16 protein-coding genes and 1 pseudogene are annotated in these 16,135 nt (G+C 56.9%); 9 read left to right on the top strand and 8 right to left on the bottom strand.

Going from position 1 to position 16,135, the window contains the following annotated elements:
• Positions 1-7: 7 nt before the first annotated feature.
• Both CRX69_RS27630 and CRX69_RS27000 read right to left on the bottom strand, forming a co-directional pair.
• A complete protein-coding gene (locus tag CRX69_RS27630) occupies positions 8-313 on the bottom strand; it encodes a hypothetical protein (protein WP_156893483.1) in 306 nt (101 codons plus the stop codon).
• A gap of 136 nt (positions 314-449) precedes the next feature.
• Positions 450-905, bottom strand: a complete 456-nt coding sequence (locus CRX69_RS27000) for a hypothetical protein (RefSeq protein ID WP_076383154.1) — start codon at positions 903-905, stop codon at positions 450-452.
• A gap of 724 nt (positions 906-1,629) precedes the next feature.
• Here CRX69_RS27000 and CRX69_RS26995 point away from each other — a divergent pair.
• Positions 1,630-2,004: a lysozyme inhibitor LprI family protein gene (locus CRX69_RS26995; RefSeq protein WP_080962942.1), complete on the top strand. Its 375-nt coding sequence runs from the start codon at positions 1,630-1,632 to the stop codon at positions 2,002-2,004.
• Between the two features lie 135 nt (positions 2,005-2,139).
• Here the strand turns inward: CRX69_RS26995 and CRX69_RS26990 are convergent, their stop codons facing one another.
• On the bottom strand, positions 2,140-2,841 hold the full coding sequence (locus CRX69_RS26990; RefSeq protein WP_076383155.1) for a glutathione S-transferase: 702 nt from the start codon (positions 2,839-2,841) through the stop codon (positions 2,140-2,142).
• Positions 2,842-2,992: 151 nt separating this feature from the next.
• Between CRX69_RS26990 and CRX69_RS26985 the strand changes: the two genes are divergently transcribed.
• The 4 genes and pseudogenes from CRX69_RS26985 to CRX69_RS26970 form a co-directional block, all read left to right on the top strand.
• Positions 2,993-3,556 carry a TetR/AcrR family transcriptional regulator gene (locus CRX69_RS26985; RefSeq protein ID WP_047230116.1) on the top strand — a complete coding sequence of 188 codons (564 nt, stop codon included), beginning with the start codon at positions 2,993-2,995 and terminating at the stop codon, positions 3,554-3,556.
• A 195-nt stretch (positions 3,557-3,751) separates the two neighbouring features.
• Positions 3,752-4,876, top strand: coding sequence for a GGDEF domain-containing protein (locus tag CRX69_RS26980; protein ID WP_047230115.1), 1,125 nt, complete (start codon positions 3,752-3,754; stop codon positions 4,874-4,876).
• Between the two features lie 422 nt (positions 4,877-5,298).
• The gene (locus CRX69_RS26975; protein ID WP_003196182.1) at positions 5,299-5,718 is read left to right on the top strand and encodes an organic hydroperoxide resistance protein; all 420 of its coding nucleotides are present in this window, start codon (positions 5,299-5,301) and stop codon (positions 5,716-5,718) included.
• Positions 5,719-5,751: 33 nt separating this feature from the next.
• Positions 5,752-6,306 (top strand): annotated as a pseudogene (locus tag CRX69_RS26970) (phage infection protein); the annotation flags it as partial.
• Between the two features lie 203 nt (positions 6,307-6,509).
• Here CRX69_RS26970 and CRX69_RS26965 read toward each other — a convergent pair.
• From CRX69_RS26965 to tag, 4 genes are all read right to left on the bottom strand, one after another.
• On the bottom strand, positions 6,510-7,298 hold the full coding sequence (locus CRX69_RS26965) for an SDR family NAD(P)-dependent oxidoreductase (protein ID WP_107323180.1): 789 nt from the start codon (positions 7,296-7,298) through the stop codon (positions 6,510-6,512).
• 164 nt (positions 7,299-7,462) lie between these two features.
• A complete protein-coding gene (locus tag CRX69_RS26960) occupies positions 7,463-7,816 on the bottom strand; it encodes a VOC family protein (RefSeq protein WP_076383158.1) in 354 nt (117 codons plus the stop codon).
• 406 nt (positions 7,817-8,222) lie between these two features.
• The gene (locus CRX69_RS26955; protein WP_047230111.1) at positions 8,223-9,110 is read right to left on the bottom strand and encodes a lysophospholipid acyltransferase; all 888 of its coding nucleotides are present in this window, start codon (positions 9,108-9,110) and stop codon (positions 8,223-8,225) included.
• A 42-nt stretch (positions 9,111-9,152) separates the two neighbouring features.
• A complete protein-coding gene (tag, locus tag CRX69_RS26950; protein WP_047230110.1) occupies positions 9,153-9,710 on the bottom strand; it encodes a DNA-3-methyladenine glycosylase I in 558 nt (185 codons plus the stop codon).
• An 81-nt stretch (positions 9,711-9,791) separates the two neighbouring features.
• Here tag and glyQ point away from each other — a divergent pair, with 81 nt between their 5' ends.
• From glyQ to CRX69_RS26930, 4 genes are all read left to right on the top strand, one after another.
• Positions 9,792-10,745, top strand: coding sequence for a glycine--tRNA ligase subunit alpha (gene glyQ / locus CRX69_RS26945; RefSeq protein WP_107323308.1), 954 nt, complete (start codon positions 9,792-9,794; stop codon positions 10,743-10,745).
• Positions 10,742-12,796, top strand: coding sequence for a glycine--tRNA ligase subunit beta (glyS, locus tag CRX69_RS26940; protein WP_107323179.1), 2,055 nt, complete (start codon positions 10,742-10,744; stop codon positions 12,794-12,796). The genes glyQ and glyS overlap by 4 nt, the downstream gene beginning before the upstream one ends.
• A 4-nt stretch (positions 12,797-12,800) precedes the next feature.
• Positions 12,801-13,340, top strand: a complete 540-nt coding sequence (gmhB, locus tag CRX69_RS26935) for a D-glycero-beta-D-manno-heptose 1,7-bisphosphate 7-phosphatase (protein WP_171061292.1) — start codon at positions 12,801-12,803, stop codon at positions 13,338-13,340.
• Between the two features lie 80 nt (positions 13,341-13,420).
• A complete protein-coding gene (locus CRX69_RS26930) occupies positions 13,421-14,200 on the top strand; it encodes a lysophospholipid acyltransferase family protein (RefSeq protein ID WP_047230107.1) in 780 nt (259 codons plus the stop codon).
• A 166-nt stretch (positions 14,201-14,366) separates the two neighbouring features.
• Here CRX69_RS26930 and CRX69_RS26925 read toward each other — a convergent pair whose 3' ends face one another.
• Positions 14,367-15,884, bottom strand: a complete 1,518-nt coding sequence (locus tag CRX69_RS26925; RefSeq protein WP_107323178.1) for a sensor histidine kinase — start codon at positions 15,882-15,884, stop codon at positions 14,367-14,369.
• Between the last annotated feature and the right edge of the window lie 251 nt (positions 15,885-16,135).

The raw sequence follows: 16,135 nt of genomic DNA, 5'->3' as shown, positions 1-16,135 counted from the left end.
CAAGTAGTTACGCGGGTGGTGGAAAAATTCCATACCAGGCACTTGCAACCCAAAATACGCCTGATGCAAGACCCGTTAGTCCAGCTGTTACTCGGGTGAATTTATCCGGCGCTCGTATATTATCTCCTGGCTTTGGAGGTGAAAAATACTCACTAGCGACACACATAATAGCAAGTATAGCCAATAAGCCTGCCCCGAGATTTAACCAAGCAGCGGTTACACTTGAGAGAGGAAATGATTTAAAACAGACCCAAGTTAAAGCAAAAGAAGATAAAGCAATTGAAAGCAACGCTACTTTTTTTGAGTTTCTCATAAGCGATCCTTGCGACATCGTTTATTGCAGTTCGAATGAGGCAAAGCATAAATACAATTCCCCCACCACAATCTACCTGTTCCATTTTCATCGATAATCAGAAATCGGACAGGCAACATTTTTCCAACTTATTTAATTATCGGCTTATAGACCATTTCTCTATTTGCTTGTACCCCACATACATAAGTAGCCCCACAAAGGTCGAAGTGAGAAAAGCAATCCAGATAAACCAAGCTGTCCTTCGTGCAGCCTCATAGAAGCTCATCGTATCTGTGTAGTCGCGCTGGTTCAAAATAATATTTGATAACAGATTAGTCGCAAGACCAGCCGTGAAGAACGGAATAACATAAAGCGCTACTTGATACTCACTTTTTAAATCTCTATCGCTAATTGTGTCCTCTGGCAAAATATTAAAAATAGACTGTACCAAGCCTAAAAAAAGTGCCGCCAATAGCAGTAGGGTAATTGCAACTGCAACATCTAACCACTTCGGTGTTTTTGGATCACGTATAAGAAACATTAAGGATACGGAGCAGATGCCCACACCAACAGTTGCATATATATGAAATGCATTGACTGAACCCCACGACATTTTGTACTCCCTATGTGATTTTTCGTTCGTTATGCAACTATATAAAGCTCACGCAAAATATCGGCTGCTTTGTGTATAGCTTTAGTCCGAAACACCAAAAAGTGCGATAAACTTAACAACACAAACCATCGCGGCTCCGGCTTACTTTATTATGAAGGTAGTACCTGTCGGGACTTACTTGATTTGGACAAGTACTTTGCAAACATGATGGTCTTCGAATTTGGTAGTCATCCTCGGTATTAAAATAATGCTCTACGGATCTTAGAAGAAGTAAACAGTCCTGAGATTATCGAGGCTGCGCGGCTGAGCCTCGGCAACTTTAGGAAAGTTACAGTGCGCTAGTTGCCGGCCCGAAGCGGAACGTAGACCCCCGAGGACAAGGCGCATAAACGGGCGGATGCTGGCGTAGTTGTAGGCAAAGGCGCAAGGTTGGGTAGCCTGGCGGACGGGGAGTGGTGGTTGCTTGTCTTTCGGGTCCGCTTTGCAGTCGCAGGGGTGGAGGGGGCTACGGGCGCGCCGACTTTGGTCGGGACAGTCGCATCGGTGAGGGCGGCGAGAGCTACGCAGCCTTTTTCAGAAATCACTTGCTCCCGACCGCCTAGCAGCATTTGCCCGTTGTTCAGGCCGAATACGCCCTAGGATCTGCTTCATTGTTCTACAACCCTCATGATAAATTCCCCGCCGCGACCTCTAATGAATAGAGGGCATTCAGGGAGTGAAGTGAGTGATCAAGTCTTTGTTGGTTGGGACATTGCTGGCAATGGCATCGGCATCGGCATCTGCGATGAGTTGCGATAACCCTAGAAACGCCTATGACAGGACCTATTGCGCGTCGCTGAAAATGGTTCAGTCGGATCAGGAAATCAACGAGCAATACAAGAAGACGATGAGTGCTCTGAACCCGGAGCAAAAGAAAAAAGTGAAAGCCGCTCAAATCCAGTGGATCAAAATCCGTGACAACGCCTGTTCCAACGATGGCCTGCTCTACCTGGACTGTGCCAATGAGAAGACCGAGGCGCGTATCGTCATACTCAAGGCTGTCGAGCGCGAGTGCCGTGCTGCCGGTTGCGACGACGCTAAGCTGTCGCAAGTCGAGTGACCCGTAAACAAGGCTTGCTCGTGCTCTTTCAAGATTACGCTCCACCCCTTTTCCACCCGTGACTCACTTGCGGGTCGGAATATCCAGGAAAAACCCGACCTAAAGCGTCGGGTTTTTCTTTGGCGGGTTTACCCACTATCGCGGCTCAACGCCACGCTCGACCATGGCACGCCATGTCTGCACGCTGGGACGTTCCTGCATCCTGGCATGCCATGCGCGCAATGCGACACATTCTTCAGGAACGGAGAGCTGCACCAGCGAGGCGAAGATCATGCCGCCCAGCACCGCAATATCGGCCATCGAGAACTTGTCACCCGCTACAAAAGGCCGGTCTTTGAGCAGGTTGTCGAAATAGCGCATGCCTCTGATCGCCTTATCGCCCATTCGGCCGCCCCATTCTGCATTCTGGTACAGCTCGACCTTTGGGCCCAGGCCCGGCGTTGCATGGTGGAAGTACATGCTGACCGCATCGAGAAACTCGATCTCGGCGCGCTTGGTCATCATGTGGATGAGGCCTTTTTCAACAGGTGTTTCGCCCGTCAGCGTCGGTTCGCCGACCAGGCTATCCAGGTATTGGGTAATCGCCGTGCACTCGGCAATCAGCGTCCCATCGCTCAGCTCCAGCACGGGCAGTGTCCCGGAGTAATTGAGGGCCAGGAACTCGGGTTGCTTATGTTCGCCGCTCCAGAGATTCACCGACACGAATTCGATTTTCGAGAGCAATCCCTTCTCCGCCAGCGCTATGCGCACTCGGGCGGGGTAAGGGCCGTTGAACCAATCGTAAATTTTCATCGTAGGAACGGTGTAAACATCAGCGCTCTGTTGTGAAGAAGTCATGATTCGGTTACCTGCCTGTCAATTGGTAGGTAAAAGATTGAGCTGGAGATCGGGCGCTGTCAATCCCCTACCTGACAATTGGCAGGTAAGCAAATCCGGGCGTAGAATCGCGACGACATGAGTGAATCGAATTTCGAAACGAGGCCAAAACGTGAACGAAAATGCTCGAGAAGCCATCTTGGCGGCAGCGAAATCCGCTGCACAACTGCACGGTTACAATGGGATAAATTTCCGTAACATTGCCGAAGAGGTGGGCATCAAGAACGCCAGCATTTATTACCACTTCCCGAGCAAGGCCGGCCTGGCCGCGGCGGTTGCTGAACGCTACTGGCAGGACACGCGGCGGGTGCTTGAAGGGATCCGGGCCGGCAATACCGATCCTAAGGAGTGCGTGCAGCTGTACGCCGCCATTTTTCGAACGTCGCTTCAGGACGGCAACAAACTTTGTCTTTCCAGCTTCATGGCAGCCGAATACGAAGACCTTCCCGATGAGGTGTCACGAGAGATCAGGACCTTTGTGGACGGTAACGTAACGTGGCTTGCCCAGGTATTGGCAGATGCCGGAACTGGCGGCACGCAAGAATGTGAACGCCGAGCCCTCGCTATTTACACCGCTGTGGCGGGTGCTCAGTTAATCGCGCGAACTCGGGCGGATGTGAGCCTGTTCGATGATTTGATATCGAGCTATCAGGAGGCGGGATTGATGCCTGCCTGATCCGGTAAAGCAGACGATGCGATTTGTCTGTAGGAATGGTTGGCGCTGCTTCGCCGCCCAGCGGGAACAAGCTCCCTCGCCACGGGGTTCGGTTTAATCGGGATATCGGGACTGTGGGTGTAATTCAGTTGTTCGCCTTACTGGCAGGGTGCCACAATCGCTCTCTTTCAGTTGCGTCACGATCAGGTGGATCACATGGATTGCCCAGGATCTCGGAATGACCAGGCTTTCTTCATAGCCGAGCAGGTGCGAACTGACCGACTGCAGCAACTGTTTCGCCAATCGGTTTCTGCGGTGTTCGGGAGCTACCTCGCTGCCATCATGCTGTGTTGGCTGTGCTGGGATCGCTTTGAACACAGCGTCATCTTTTGGTGGTTGGCCATCTTGACTGGCTCGACGCTGTTGCGCATTTCGTTGTTCGTTGCCTATGTTCGCAGCGACGAAAGCGAGCGCACCCCCCAACGCTGGGAGCGCAAATACTGGATCACACTGGTATTGTCCGCCAGCATCTGGGGAGGAGGCGCATTAGCGGTCATGCCGGCGGACGATCTGTTGTCCCAGGCATTGGTCATGCTTTTTACTGTCGGCATGTCCGTCAGCGCGGTGTCCTGCTACTCCGCCTACCGTGATATGACCCTCGTCTCCATTGGCCTGGTGCTGTTGCCGTGCACCGCCTGGCTGCTGTTTCAACCGTCGCCGATTCAAGTGGGCATCGCACTCTCGATTTTGGTGTTCGCAGCATTTGCCGCCCGCGCTACACACAAAATGTCCCAGGCACTGGAAACCGCTTTTCGACTCACCCGCGAAATGGAACAGGCCAACAGCATTTCAACTCGCGCAGCCCAAACCGATGAATTGACCGGCCTGAAGAGCCGTCGGGCTTTTTTCGAGCATGCCCAACAGCTCTACGACGAATGCAAGGCCAAGCGGGTAGGGTTGTGCGCCGTCATGCTGGACATGGATCACTTCAAGCACATCAACGACACCTACGGCCATCAGGTGGGGGATCAGGTTCTGCGCCAGATGGGGGCGGTCATCAGTTCGTCGTTTCGGGGAACGGATATTCATGGTCGGCTAGGCGGGGAAGAGTTCGCCATCCTGCTTCCGGACACTTCCATCGAAGTCGCTACCCAAATTGCAGAACAGCTCATCGATACGATTGCGGGTTTGATGATCGAGCCTGTTCACTGCATATCAGCCAGCCTCGGCGTCGCGTCGACGGAGGCTTGTAATAAGGACCTTCACAGCCTGATGAACGATGCGGACAAAGCTCTGTATCGAGCAAAGGCCTTGGGGCGTAATCGAGTGGCTGTTGCTTAGTCGGATTGGCTTACATCATCAGTTGGAATTTGATCGTGTCCACGCTCTGCATCACCTTCCAAAAGCGGAACGCGGAGCGTCCCTGGCGGCATTCCCACGCAGGAGCGTGGGAATGATCGAGAAGCCCATCATTCTACTTTGAACGCCCTTTCTCCGAAGGTCTGCAATTGCGCTGGCCCTGCTGATACCCCCTAGCACCTCCTTCCCCTTGAATCACTTCGCGGCCCACACGCTCTGTCGACACGGCGGCGCTTAAAAATAAATTTCCTTTCGGATCAACTGGTTAATTCAAATTCGGCAAATTTTCAAAAATTTATATTGCGCGCAAACTATTTGTCCGTTAATTTTATCTCAACTGGTTAGCGCACAAACATTTAGCGCAAACAAAATCGGTCAAACCAATCAGCAAGCGAGGAAACACCATGAACGTTCTCTATACCGCAGTCGCAACCTCCACTGGTGGCCGTGATGGCCGTGCTGTTTCCAGCGACAAGATTCTCGACGTGAAACTGGCCACACCAAAAGCCCTGGGCGGCGCCGGTGGTGAAGCCACCAACCCTGAGCAGTTGTTCGCCGCCGGTTACTCGGCCTGCTTCATCGGCGCATTGAAGTTTGTCGCCAGCCAAAGCAAACGCAGCATCCCTGCTGACGCCTCAATCACGGCACACGTCGGCATCGGCCAGATCCCTGGCGGTTTCGGTCTGGACATTGACCTGCACATCAATCTGCCGGGTCTGGATCAAGCCGATGCTCAAGCGCTGGTCGACGCGGCTCACCAGGTCTGCCCGTACTCCAACGCGACACGCGGCAACGTCGACGTCCGTTTGCACGTCACCGTCTAACTCACTTCATCTACGAATAAAAAGGATCAGGACATGAACACTTTCAACAAAACGCTTGTTGGCTCGCTTCTCGCACTGGCGCTCGGCAATGCATTCGCAACTTCTTTTGTTCAACCTACGGTCGCTGAGGGCGGCTCGGACCGGCTGATCGAAAAACGTGTCGCTGAAGGTGGTTCGGATCGGCTGATCGATAAACGTGTCGCCGAAGGCGGTTCGGATCGACTGATCGATAAACGTGTCGCCGAAGGCGGCTCGGACCGGCTGATCGATAAACGTGTCGCCGAAGGCGGCTCGGACCGGCTGATCGATAAACGTGTCGCTGAAGGTGGTTCGGATCGGCTGATCGATAAACGTGTCGCCGAAGGTGGTTCGGATCGGCTGATCGAAAAACGTGTCGCTGAAGGCGGTTCGGATCGGCTGATCGATAAACGTGTCGCTGAAGGTGGTTCGGATCGGCTGATCGATAAACGTGTCGCCGAAGGTGGTTCGGATCGGCTGATCGAAAAACGTGTAGCCGAAGGCGGTTCGGATCGGCTGATCGATAAACGTGTCGCTGAAGGTGGTTCAGATCGGCTGATCGAAAAACGTGTCGCTGAAGGTGGTTCGGATCGACTGATCGAAAAACGTTTAGCCGAAGGCGGCTCGGATCGCTTGATCGAAAACCGGGTAGGCTGAACAAACCCTTCAACGCTCCGAAAACGGGTCAAATCAACCCATGTTGCTTCCAAAAGAAAAAACGCCGCTTATCTCTCATGAGGAAGCGGCGTTTTTTTGCAACGTGTCATAGGGCCCTAAACGATGCTATCCACCACCCCACCATCCACACGCAACGCCGCACCGGTGGTGGCCGAGGCCTGTTCCGAGCTGGCATAGATGATCATGTTGGCGACTTCCTCGACGCGCGCCGCACGCTGGATGATCGAGGTGCTACGGTGCTGGTTGACGAAATCCGCCGCGACTTTTTCCAGGCTTTCCCCGCTGCGCTCGACGTCTGCCTGGAGCATCTGGGCAACTCCTTCGGAAAGCGTCGGCCCAGGCAGTACCGAATTCACCGTAACGCCGGTGCCGGCGAGGCGCTTGGCCAGGCCGCGAGCAATGGACAGTTGGGCGGTTTTGGTAAAGCCGTAGTGGATCATGTCGGCGGGGATGTTCAGACCCGATTCCGACGAGACAAACACAATCCGCCCCCAACCGCGCTCGACCATGCCCGGCGCGTAGGCCCTGGAAACCCGCACGCCCGACATCACGTTGGTTTCGAAAAAGCGCTGCCATTCGCTGTCCGGCGTTTCGAAAAAGTCTTCCTGTTTGAAAATGCCCAGGTTGTTGATGACGATATCGAAGCTTGGGTGCTTGGCGATCAGTGCCTGGCAGCCAGCCTCATGACTAAGGTCACCCACAAAGCCAGCGGCATTTGAAGCAAGGTCGCCCAACCGCTGCAACGCGTCCTCCACGCTGCTCTCGCTGCGACCATTGATGACCACGTGGGCGCCGGACTCGAGGAAGCCTTTGACTGTGGCGAAACCAATGCCGCTGGAGGAGCCGGTGACTAAGACGTGGCGTCCGGTGAAGTCGATTTTCATGAGGGGACTCCTTGATTAATGAACCAGAGGAAGTGCGATATTTCTGAACGGACGGTAATCCGACGGATTTAGAGATGGCTTTGCCATTCCAACGTCACCGATATCGCAGGTCCTTAATCATGGACACGATTGAGGCTTTGCGCCTCCTCGTGATCAATCAGCCATCAGGAAGCCGACCACACCGCCAGCTCATAGCCATCCGGATCGATAAAGTGAAAACGTCGGCCACCGGGGAAATCGAACACTTCACGGCTGATGATCGCCCCAGCGGCCTTGAGTCTGAGTTGGGTGCCTTCAAGGTCATCCGCGTACAGGATGATTAACGGGCCGCCTGGGCGCACAGGTTCACCGGTCGTGAAGCCACCGGTCAGACGACCGTCGCTGAATTCGGTGTAGGTCGGGCCGTAGTCGACGAAACTCCAGCCGAATGCGCTCGCATAGAAGGCTTTGCTTCGGGCGATGTCGCTGACATTGAGCTCGATGTTGTCGATCTGGCGGTCATTACCTCGAATGCCCATTGACGCGTCCTTGGCTGATTGGGGCTAGGCGAGATTAGGACATTCAGCCCGCACTGTGCTTGGAAAAATAGACCTCTGTGCCTGAAAGAATGTGTCAGCTTGGTTGGGGCTGCTGCGCAGCCCAGCGGGAGCTAGCTCCCTCGCCACAGGGTGAGCCGTTCGGTTGGATATGTGTTGTCTGTCAGGCTCGCTCCCACAGTTTTTCCGGGTTGTTCACAGATATCGCATCCATCACAAATCCCCGTGGGAGCTGAGCTTGCTCGCGATAGCGGTGGGTCAGCTTGCACTGATGTTGAATGGGCCGCCGTCATCGCGAGCAAGCTCGACTCCCACATGGGTTCTTGGGTGTTCGCATATCCTGCATTCACCACAAATCCCTGTGTCACTCATATGCAGCAACAGGCCTTCAGTACCACCGCGCCTCACCTGGCGGGCGTTTTTTGAAGCGTTTCATGCTCCACATGTACTGGCTCGGGTAGGCGCGTACATAACGCTCCACAACCTGGCTCATGGCGGCGCAGGCGGTTTCGGTGTCGGTGCTGTACATGGCGTCTGGGGCGGCTTCGAGGATGACTTTGTAGCCGGAGCCGTCCGGCAGGCGCAGGGCGTGGAGGAATACGCCGACGGCCTTGCCACCGGCGAGCATGTTCGGTACGAACTTGCTGGTCAGGGCCTGGGTGGCAAAGAAGGGGACGAAGATGCCGGCAGACTCGGCCGGTTCCGGGTCGGCGGGAATGCCCACTTGACCGCCCTTTCGGACCTCTTTGATGACGCTGAGGATACCTTCCTTAGTCGACGCCGCGACTTTGTTGCCCAGTTGCACGCGCTGTTTGCGCAGCAATTCATCCACCGCTTTAAGCTTGGGCGGACGGTAGAAAATGATCGGTTTGCACTGGCTGCAATAGAAGTGGTTGAGCACTTCCCAGTTGCCCAGGTGGCTGGTGATGCCCACCACGCCTTTGCCGGAAGCGAGCGCTTCTTTTAATACGTCCAGGCCTTCGACTTCCCGCACCAGGTCGATGGAGCGCTGGGCCGGCCAGATCCAAGCGCAGGCGCTTTCGGTCAGGGATTTGCCGATGTCCTTGAGGCTTTGGCCCACCAGGCGTTCGCGCTCGGCCGGGTCCATCTCGGGGAAACACTTGGCGAGGTTGATCCGCACCACGTCGCGGGAACGATTGGGCAGCTTCCACATGAGCCAGCCGATGGCCGAACCCGACGCCTGCACCGCGCGCCAAGGCAGCATCGCAAACAACCGCAGAGCGCCGACCAGCAAGGCGCCTTTCAACTTATCCACAGGTCACTCCTGAATTCATGGGCGTGTTGCGAGCCGGCTATTCTAACCGCCGTTTGCCAGCTCCGCGTAGCGGTCGCAGTCCTGGGTGTGGTCCATGACCATTCCCGAGGCCTGCATCAAGGCGTAACAAATGGTCGGCCCGACAAAGGTGAAGCCGGCTTTTTCCAGGCCCTTGCTCATCTGCACGGCCTGGGGCGTGATGGCCGGCACTTCGGAGCGGTCCTTGAAGTGGTTGATGACCGGCTTGCCGTCCACGAACGACCAGAGGAACGCCACCGGATCCTCCAGGGCCAGCCAGGCTTGGGCATTGCGCCGGGCCGCATTGAGCTTGAGGCGGTTGCGGATGATGCCGGGGTCGAGCATCAGCTCGTCGATTTCTGCATCGCTCATCTGCGCCACGCGCTGCACGTCAAAGCCGAACAGCACCTGCCGGTAGCGCTCGCGTTTGCGCAAAACGGTGATCCAGGACAGCCCGGCCTGGAACCCTTCGAGCAAAAGCAACTCGAACAAACCCTGCGCATCGCGCAGCGGCGTGCCCCACTCCTGATCGTGATAAGCCATGTACAAAGGATCGTCAGAACACCAAAAGCAGCGTGGCATAAGGCTCCAGGGGGCGTGCGCACGAACGAATCGGGTATACTCCCGCTCTTTAAATCGCAGCCCAAGAAACAGGTGAATTTCGTGAGCCAGCCTACGCCAGCCGTGCGTACCTTCCAAGACTTGATCCTCGCCCTCCAGCAATACTGGGCCGAGCAAGGTTGCGTGGTACTTCAGCCCTACGATATGGAAGTAGGCGCCGGCACTTTCCACACTGCCACGTTTCTGCGTGCCATCGGCCCGGAAACCTGGAACGCCGCTTATGTGCAGCCCAGCCGCCGCCCGACTGACGGCCGCTACGGCGAAAACCCGAACCGTCTGCAGCACTACTACCAGTTCCAGGTGGTCCTGAAACCGAACCCGGAAAACTTCCAGGAGCTGTACTTGGGCTCGCTCAAGCACGTCGGCCTCGACCCGCTGGTGCACGACATTCGTTTCGTTGAAGACAACTGGGAATCGCCAACCCTGGGCGCCTGGGGCCTGGGCTGGGAAGTCTGGCTCAACGGCATGGAAGTGACCCAGTTCACTTACTTCCAGCAAGCGGGTGGCATCGAATGCTACCCGGTGACCGGCGAAATCACCTATGGCCTGGAACGCCTGGCCATGTACCTGCAAGGCGTGGACTCGGTCTACGACCTGGTATGGGCCGACGGCCCGTTCGGCAAAGTGACCTACGGCGACGTGTTCCACCAGAACGAAGTGGAGCAATCGACCTACAACTTCGAACACGCCAACGTCGACAAGCTGTTCGAGCTGTTCGATTTCTATGAAAGCGAAGCCAAGCGCCTGATCGAGCTGTACCAGCCGCTGCCGTTGCCGAGCTACGAAATGGTGTTGAAGGCGTCCCATACCTTCAACCTGCTGGACGCACGCCGGGCGATTTCCGTGACTGCGCGCCAGCAATACATCCTGCGTGTACGCACTCTGGCGCGTTCCGTTGCGCAAGCCTACCTGCTGGCCCGTGCCAAGCTGGGCTTCCCGATGGCGACCCCGGATTTGCGTGATGAAGTGTTGGCTAAGCTGGAGGCTGCACAATGAGTGCTCAAGATTTTCTGGTTGAACTGGGCACCGAAGAACTGCCACCCAAAGCCCTGAACACCCTGGCCGATGCGTTCCTGGCCGGTATCGAGAAGGGCCTGCAAGCCGCTGGCCTGAACTTCGAAGCCAAGCATGTCTACGCCGCGCCGCGTCGTTTGGCCGTGCTGATCACCGCCCTGGCGACCCAGCAGCCGGACCGCAGCATCAACCTCGACGGCCCGCCACGCCAGGCCGCGTTCGATGCCGACGGCAACCCAACCCAAGCCGCCCTCGGTTTCGCCAAGAAGTGTGGCGTGGACCTGAGCGAAATCGACCAGAGCGGTCCGAAGCTGCGCTATAGCCAGAGCATCAAGGGCAAGCCGACCGCCAGCCTGTTGCCGACCATCGTCGAAGATTCCCTGAACGACCTGCCGATTCCCAAGCGCATGCGCTGGGCCGCGCGCAAGGAAGAGTTCGTGCGTCCGACCCAATGGCTGGTGATGCTGCTCGGTGACCAAGTCATCGACTGCACGATCCTGGCCCAGAAGGCCGGTCGCGATTCCCGCGGTCACCGCTTCCATCATCCGCAGAGCGTGCGCATCACCTCGCCGGCCAATTACCTGGCCGACCTGCGTTCCGCCTACGTATTGGCTGACGCCAACGAGCGTCGCGAACTGATCAGCAAGCGCACCGAAGAGTTGGCCACCCAGCAGGAAGGCACCGCCATCGTGCCGCCAAGTCTGCTGGACGAAGTGACCGCGCTGGTGGAATGGCCAGTGCCGCTGGTGTGCTCGTTCGAGGAACGTTTCCTTGAAGTGCCGCAGGAAGCGCTTATCACCACCATGCAGGACAACCAGAAGTATTTCTGCCTGCTGGACGCTGAAGGCAAGTTGCTGCCGCGCTTCATCACCGTCGCCAACATCGAAAGCAAGGACCCGCAGCAGATCATCGCCGGTAACGAGAAAGTCGTTCGCCCGCGCCTGACGGACGCCGAGTTCTTCTTCAAGCAGGACAAGAAGCAACCGCTGGAAAGCTTCAACGAACGACTGCAGAACGTGGTGTTCCAGGAAAAACTCGGCAGCGTCTATGACAAGGCCGAGCGCGTTTCGAAACTGGCTGCTTTCATCGCTCCACGCATTGGCGGCGACGCCCAGCGCGCGGCCCGTGCCGGCATCCTGTCCAAGTGCGACCTGTCCACCGAAATGGTCGGTGAGTTCCCGGAGATGCAAGGCGTTGCCGGTTACTACTACGCCCTCAACGACGGCGAGCCGCAAGACGTGGCCCTGGCGCTGAACGAGCAGTACATGCCCCGCGGTGCCGGCGCTGAACTGCCGACCACCCTGACCGGTGCGGCCGTGGCCATCGCCGACAAGCTCGACACCCTCGTCGGTATTTTCGGCATCGGCATGTTGCCTACCGGCAGCAAAGACCCGTACGCCCTGCGTCGCGCGGCACTGGGTGTGCTGCGGATCCTGATCGACAAGCAACTGGACCTGGACCTGAACGACGCCGTGGCGTTCGCCGTCAATGCGTTCGGCAGCAAGGTCAAGTCTGCCGGTCTGTCCGATGCGGTGCTGGAATTCATCTTCGACCGCCTGCGTGCGCGTTATGAAGACGAAGGCGTCGATGTCGCCACCTATCTGTCGGTGCGTGCCCTCAAGCCCGGTTCGGCCCTGGACTTCGACCAGCGCGTCCAAGCGGTGCAGGCTTTCCGCCAACTGCCGGAAGCAGCAGCGCTGGCGGCGGTGAACAAGCGGGTGTCGAATCTGCTGAGCAAGGCCGAGCCTACAATTTTCGCCGTACCTGAGGCGCGGTACTTTGATAACGCCGTGGAGTTCTCACTAAACTCGGCTATCCAGCAGGCGTCTACGTCCGTGCAACCGCTGATGGAAAAGCGCGAGTATGCCGAAGCGCTGGCACGCCTGGCAGCACTGCGCGATCCTGTCGATGCGTTCTTTGAAGCCGTGATGGTGAATGCGGACAACGAAGATGTTCGCAAGAATCGCTATGCACTGCTGGCGCGCCTGCGGGGCCTGTTCCTCAATATTGCCGACATTTCCATGCTGGGTTGAGGGGCTGCTGTTGAAACTGCTGATTCTCGATCGGGACGGAGTGATCAACCACGACTCCGACGCTTATATCAAATCGGTGGAGGAGTGGTTGCCGCTCCCCGGTTCGATCGAAGCCATCGCGCAGTTGAGCAAGGCCGGCTGGACGGTGGCGGTTGCCACCAACCAGTCGGGCATTGCCCGCGGTTACTACGACCTCGCGGTCCTTGAGGCCATGCATGAGCGCTTGCGCGCATTGGTGGCCGAGCAGGGCGGTGAAGTCGGGCTGATCGTCTACTGCCCGCACGGGCCGGACGAAGGTTGTGATTGCCGCAAGCCCAAGCCGGGCATGTTGAAAACCATTGCCGCTCACTACGATGTAACGCTGGCGGGAGTGTGGTTCGTCGGCGACAGCCTGGGTGACCTGGAGGCGGCCAAGGCCGTCGATTGTCAGCCCGTTTTGGTAAAGACCGGCAAAGGCGAAAAGACTCTGGGCAAGACCCTGCCGGTGGGCACCTTGATTTTTGAAGACTTGGCGGCGATTGCCGCTGAACTTATCCACAATTAGAGCTCCCAAGACATCCTGATCAAGGACTGTTCGGGAAGCGCTTAAACAGTCGGGCACTGCCCGCAACGGTAAATGCCGCTATGTCGATATTGCAGGCCATCAGAACCTTTCTCTTTTACCTGCTGCTGGGCACCAGTTCGTTGTTGTGGTGCACGTTGAGTTTTTTTGTAGCGCCTTTCATGTCGTTCAGGACGCGCTACCGTTTTATCAATGTGTACTGGTGCCGTTGCGCGCTGTGGCTGAGCAAGGTTTTTCTGGGGATACGGTATGAAGTAAAAGGCGCCGAAAACGTGCCTGAGCGGCCGTGCGTGATCCAGTCCAACCACCAGAGCACCTGGGAGACTTTCTTCCTTTCGGCTTACTTCGAGCCCCTGAGCCAAGTGCTCAAACGTGAGCTGCTGTTCGTACCTTTCTTCGGCTGGGCCATGGCAATGCTGCGCCCCATCGCCATTGACCGGGACAACCCCAAGGTTGCTCTCAAGCAAGTGGCGAAAAAAGGTGATGAGCTACTCAAGGACAAGGTTTGGGTTTTGATCTTTCCAGAAGGTACCCGTGTTCCCTACGGGACGATCGGCAAATTCTCCCGCAGTGGCAGCGCATTGGCGGTAAACGCTGACCTGCCGGTGCTGCCGATTGCACACAATGCCGGCAAGTTCTGGCCCAAGGGTGGCTGGCTCCGGACACCGGGCGTCATCACCGTGGTGATCGGCAAGCCCATGTATGCCGAAGGTAGCGGGCCCCGCGCCATTGCCGAGCTCAATGAACGCGTACAAACCTGGAACGAACAGACCCAACGGGAGATGGGTTCGCTTCCACCCGGTCCTGTCGCGGAAGTGCCCACGGAACAAGCCGCTGTTTGATATCTGTGGATAACCTGTGCACCGTTTTTTCGAAATTCGTAACTTTTCTGTTTTATGTCTTTGTTTTTAATACATATTTCATAAAAACATAAAAGCCGCCGACAGGTGCATAAGTTTTTTATAGCACCAAGATCGTCCGAAGGCTCGGGCCCCGTTCGGACGATCTTTACTCCGCCAACAACGGGAATCGCAGGCTGAACGTCGTGCCTTTGCCTACCACGCTATGGCATTCGATTTTCCCCTCATGATGGTCCACCACGGCCTTGACCATCGACAGTCCCAAGCCAATGCCATCCACACCGTGAGCCGAGGAAAACCGTCGATACTGGCTGAACAGGTCCGGTAGTTCTTCGGCGCTGATGCCCTTGCCCTGGTCGGCGACGTTGCAGGTCAACCAACCCGACGTGCAATGAACCTGCAGGGAAATGCAGGCGTCGGGCGGGCTGTACTTGATGGCATTTTCCAGCAGATTGAACAGGGCACGGGTCAGCAATGATTGATCCGCGCTCACCATCGCCTCTTCATCCTCTATTTCATGAATCAACTGGATGCGTTTTGCCTGGGCGATGGGCAGCGCCTGGTCAAGTACATCCAGGACCAACATGGCGAACAGCGTCGGTTGGAATTGATACGCCTCAGACTCGGCCTTGGCCAGTTGCACAAAGCCGTCGGTCAATTCCAAGGCGCGACGCACCTGCCGCTCGATCTGATCGAAGAGCGGATTATTCGCTCCGTTCTGATGCCGCTGCACATCCAGCAGGGCCAGGATCGCCGAGTGGGGCGCGCGCAAATCATGGGACAAAAAACGCAGCATGACGCTGCGCTGCTCTTCGGCTTCGCGCTCCGCGCTCAGGTCGATGAGGCTCAGTAACCAGCCTATCGGCGCCTCACCATCAACCGGCAATAGCGGGGCTCGTTCCAGACGCAGGCTGCGCTCCCGGCTGTCGCGAAACTCCACCAGGGGCAATGTGGATAATCGGTGAGGCACCCCGCGCTCCAGTCCTGGGTAACCCAGCTGCGCGAGATGCTCCAATACATCGCCCCCCGCCAAGCCATGGCCGAAGAGATCACGCGCTTTGCGGTTACCCAGCAATATCTTGCCTTGGGGATCGCTGATCATTGTTGCCACCGGCAGGTATTCGAGGCCATCGGCAATAAAGCGACGGGTGTCCCGGGTTCTCCCCATGGCTTGCTCCAGGGCCATGATCTGGCCCTGCAAGCGGTCGCTGCCCGTGTAGGGCGCACGACGCCGTTCGGGGAACACCTTGGGCTCCGCATCCAGGCGCGCCAGTTCCCAGCCAAAGTAGGCCAGCACCACGCTCAGCCGCCGCCAATTCCAGATCAGATAGCCAAACACGATGCCCAGCACGCTCGCCATGGGCGACCACCACCAACCTTCAGCCGCAAGTACGACACTGATCAGCAGGGCCATGCTCATGCCACCCACTGTCGTCCACAGCGCCAGGCGAGGGCGCAGCAATAGCAACCCCAGCACAACAGCGACCACAAACACCGACAACAACGCCGCTTCTGGCCCGTGGCGTGTTGGCTGGGTACTGAACGACAACAACGCGGTGAGCGGTAATAGAAGAAGACTTATCCACAACCATTCCCGTACCAATTGGCGAAACATGCGTTGGACTTGGGTCGGTTCACGGCTTTCACGACGACGCTGGTTGCTCATAAGCACCCTGACAGAACATAGGAACGGGGGATTTTTTTCATGGGGGGTCGCGTGTCGCACCAGCAGGCTGAAGACCAAAGACTATAGCGGACTCGATAGGTGGCGCGCTGCTACCTTTCCCTGCGCGTCATGAGCCGGTATTGTCACTGCCAGCGACAGGGGACCTGCAACCCGACAACTTATCGGCCCGCCGAGGTTACATCGGGCAAGTGGAATATTTGTTCAGATTGCAGGCCACCCTGATGATGTCC

The sequence above is a fragment of the Pseudomonas rhizophila genome (genome assembly GCF_003033885.1).
In the GTDB taxonomy this organism is placed as follows: Bacteria; Pseudomonadota; Gammaproteobacteria; order Pseudomonadales; family Pseudomonadaceae; genus Aquipseudomonas; species Aquipseudomonas rhizophila.
This window is presented reverse-complemented; position numbering and strand designations above follow the sequence as displayed.

Bases quoted from the DNA above. Each gene is read 5' to 3' on its own strand.
- CRX69_RS27000 (WP_076383154.1), bottom strand. From the start codon at position 905: ATGTCGTGGGGTTCAGTCAATGCATTTCATATATATGCAACTGTTGGT.
- CRX69_RS27630 (WP_156893483.1), bottom strand. From the start codon at position 313: ATGAGAAACTCAAAAAAAGTAGCGTTGCTTTCAATTGCTTTATCTTCT.
- CRX69_RS26960 (WP_076383158.1), bottom strand. From the start codon at position 7,816: ATGGGCATTCGAGGTAATGACCGCCAGATCGACAACATCGAGCTCAAT.
- CRX69_RS26965 (WP_107323180.1), bottom strand. From the start codon at position 7,298: ATGAAAATCGACTTCACCGGACGCCACGTCTTAGTCACCGGCTCCTCC.
- tag (WP_047230110.1), bottom strand. From the start codon at position 9,710: ATGCCACGCTGCTTTTGGTGTTCTGACGATCCTTTGTACATGGCTTAT.
- CRX69_RS26930 (WP_047230107.1), top strand. From the start codon at position 13,421: ATGTCGATATTGCAGGCCATCAGAACCTTTCTCTTTTACCTGCTGCTG.
- CRX69_RS26980 (WP_047230115.1), top strand. From the start codon at position 3,752: ATGGATTGCCCAGGATCTCGGAATGACCAGGCTTTCTTCATAGCCGAG.
- CRX69_RS26975 (WP_003196182.1), top strand. From the start codon at position 5,299: ATGAACGTTCTCTATACCGCAGTCGCAACCTCCACTGGTGGCCGTGAT.
- glyS (WP_107323179.1), top strand. From the start codon at position 10,742: ATGAGTGCTCAAGATTTTCTGGTTGAACTGGGCACCGAAGAACTGCCA.
- CRX69_RS26990 (WP_076383155.1), bottom strand. From the start codon at position 2,841: ATGACTTCTTCACAACAGAGCGCTGATGTTTACACCGTTCCTACGATG.
- CRX69_RS26925 (WP_107323178.1), bottom strand. From the start codon at position 15,884: ATGAGCAACCAGCGTCGTCGTGAAAGCCGTGAACCGACCCAAGTCCAA.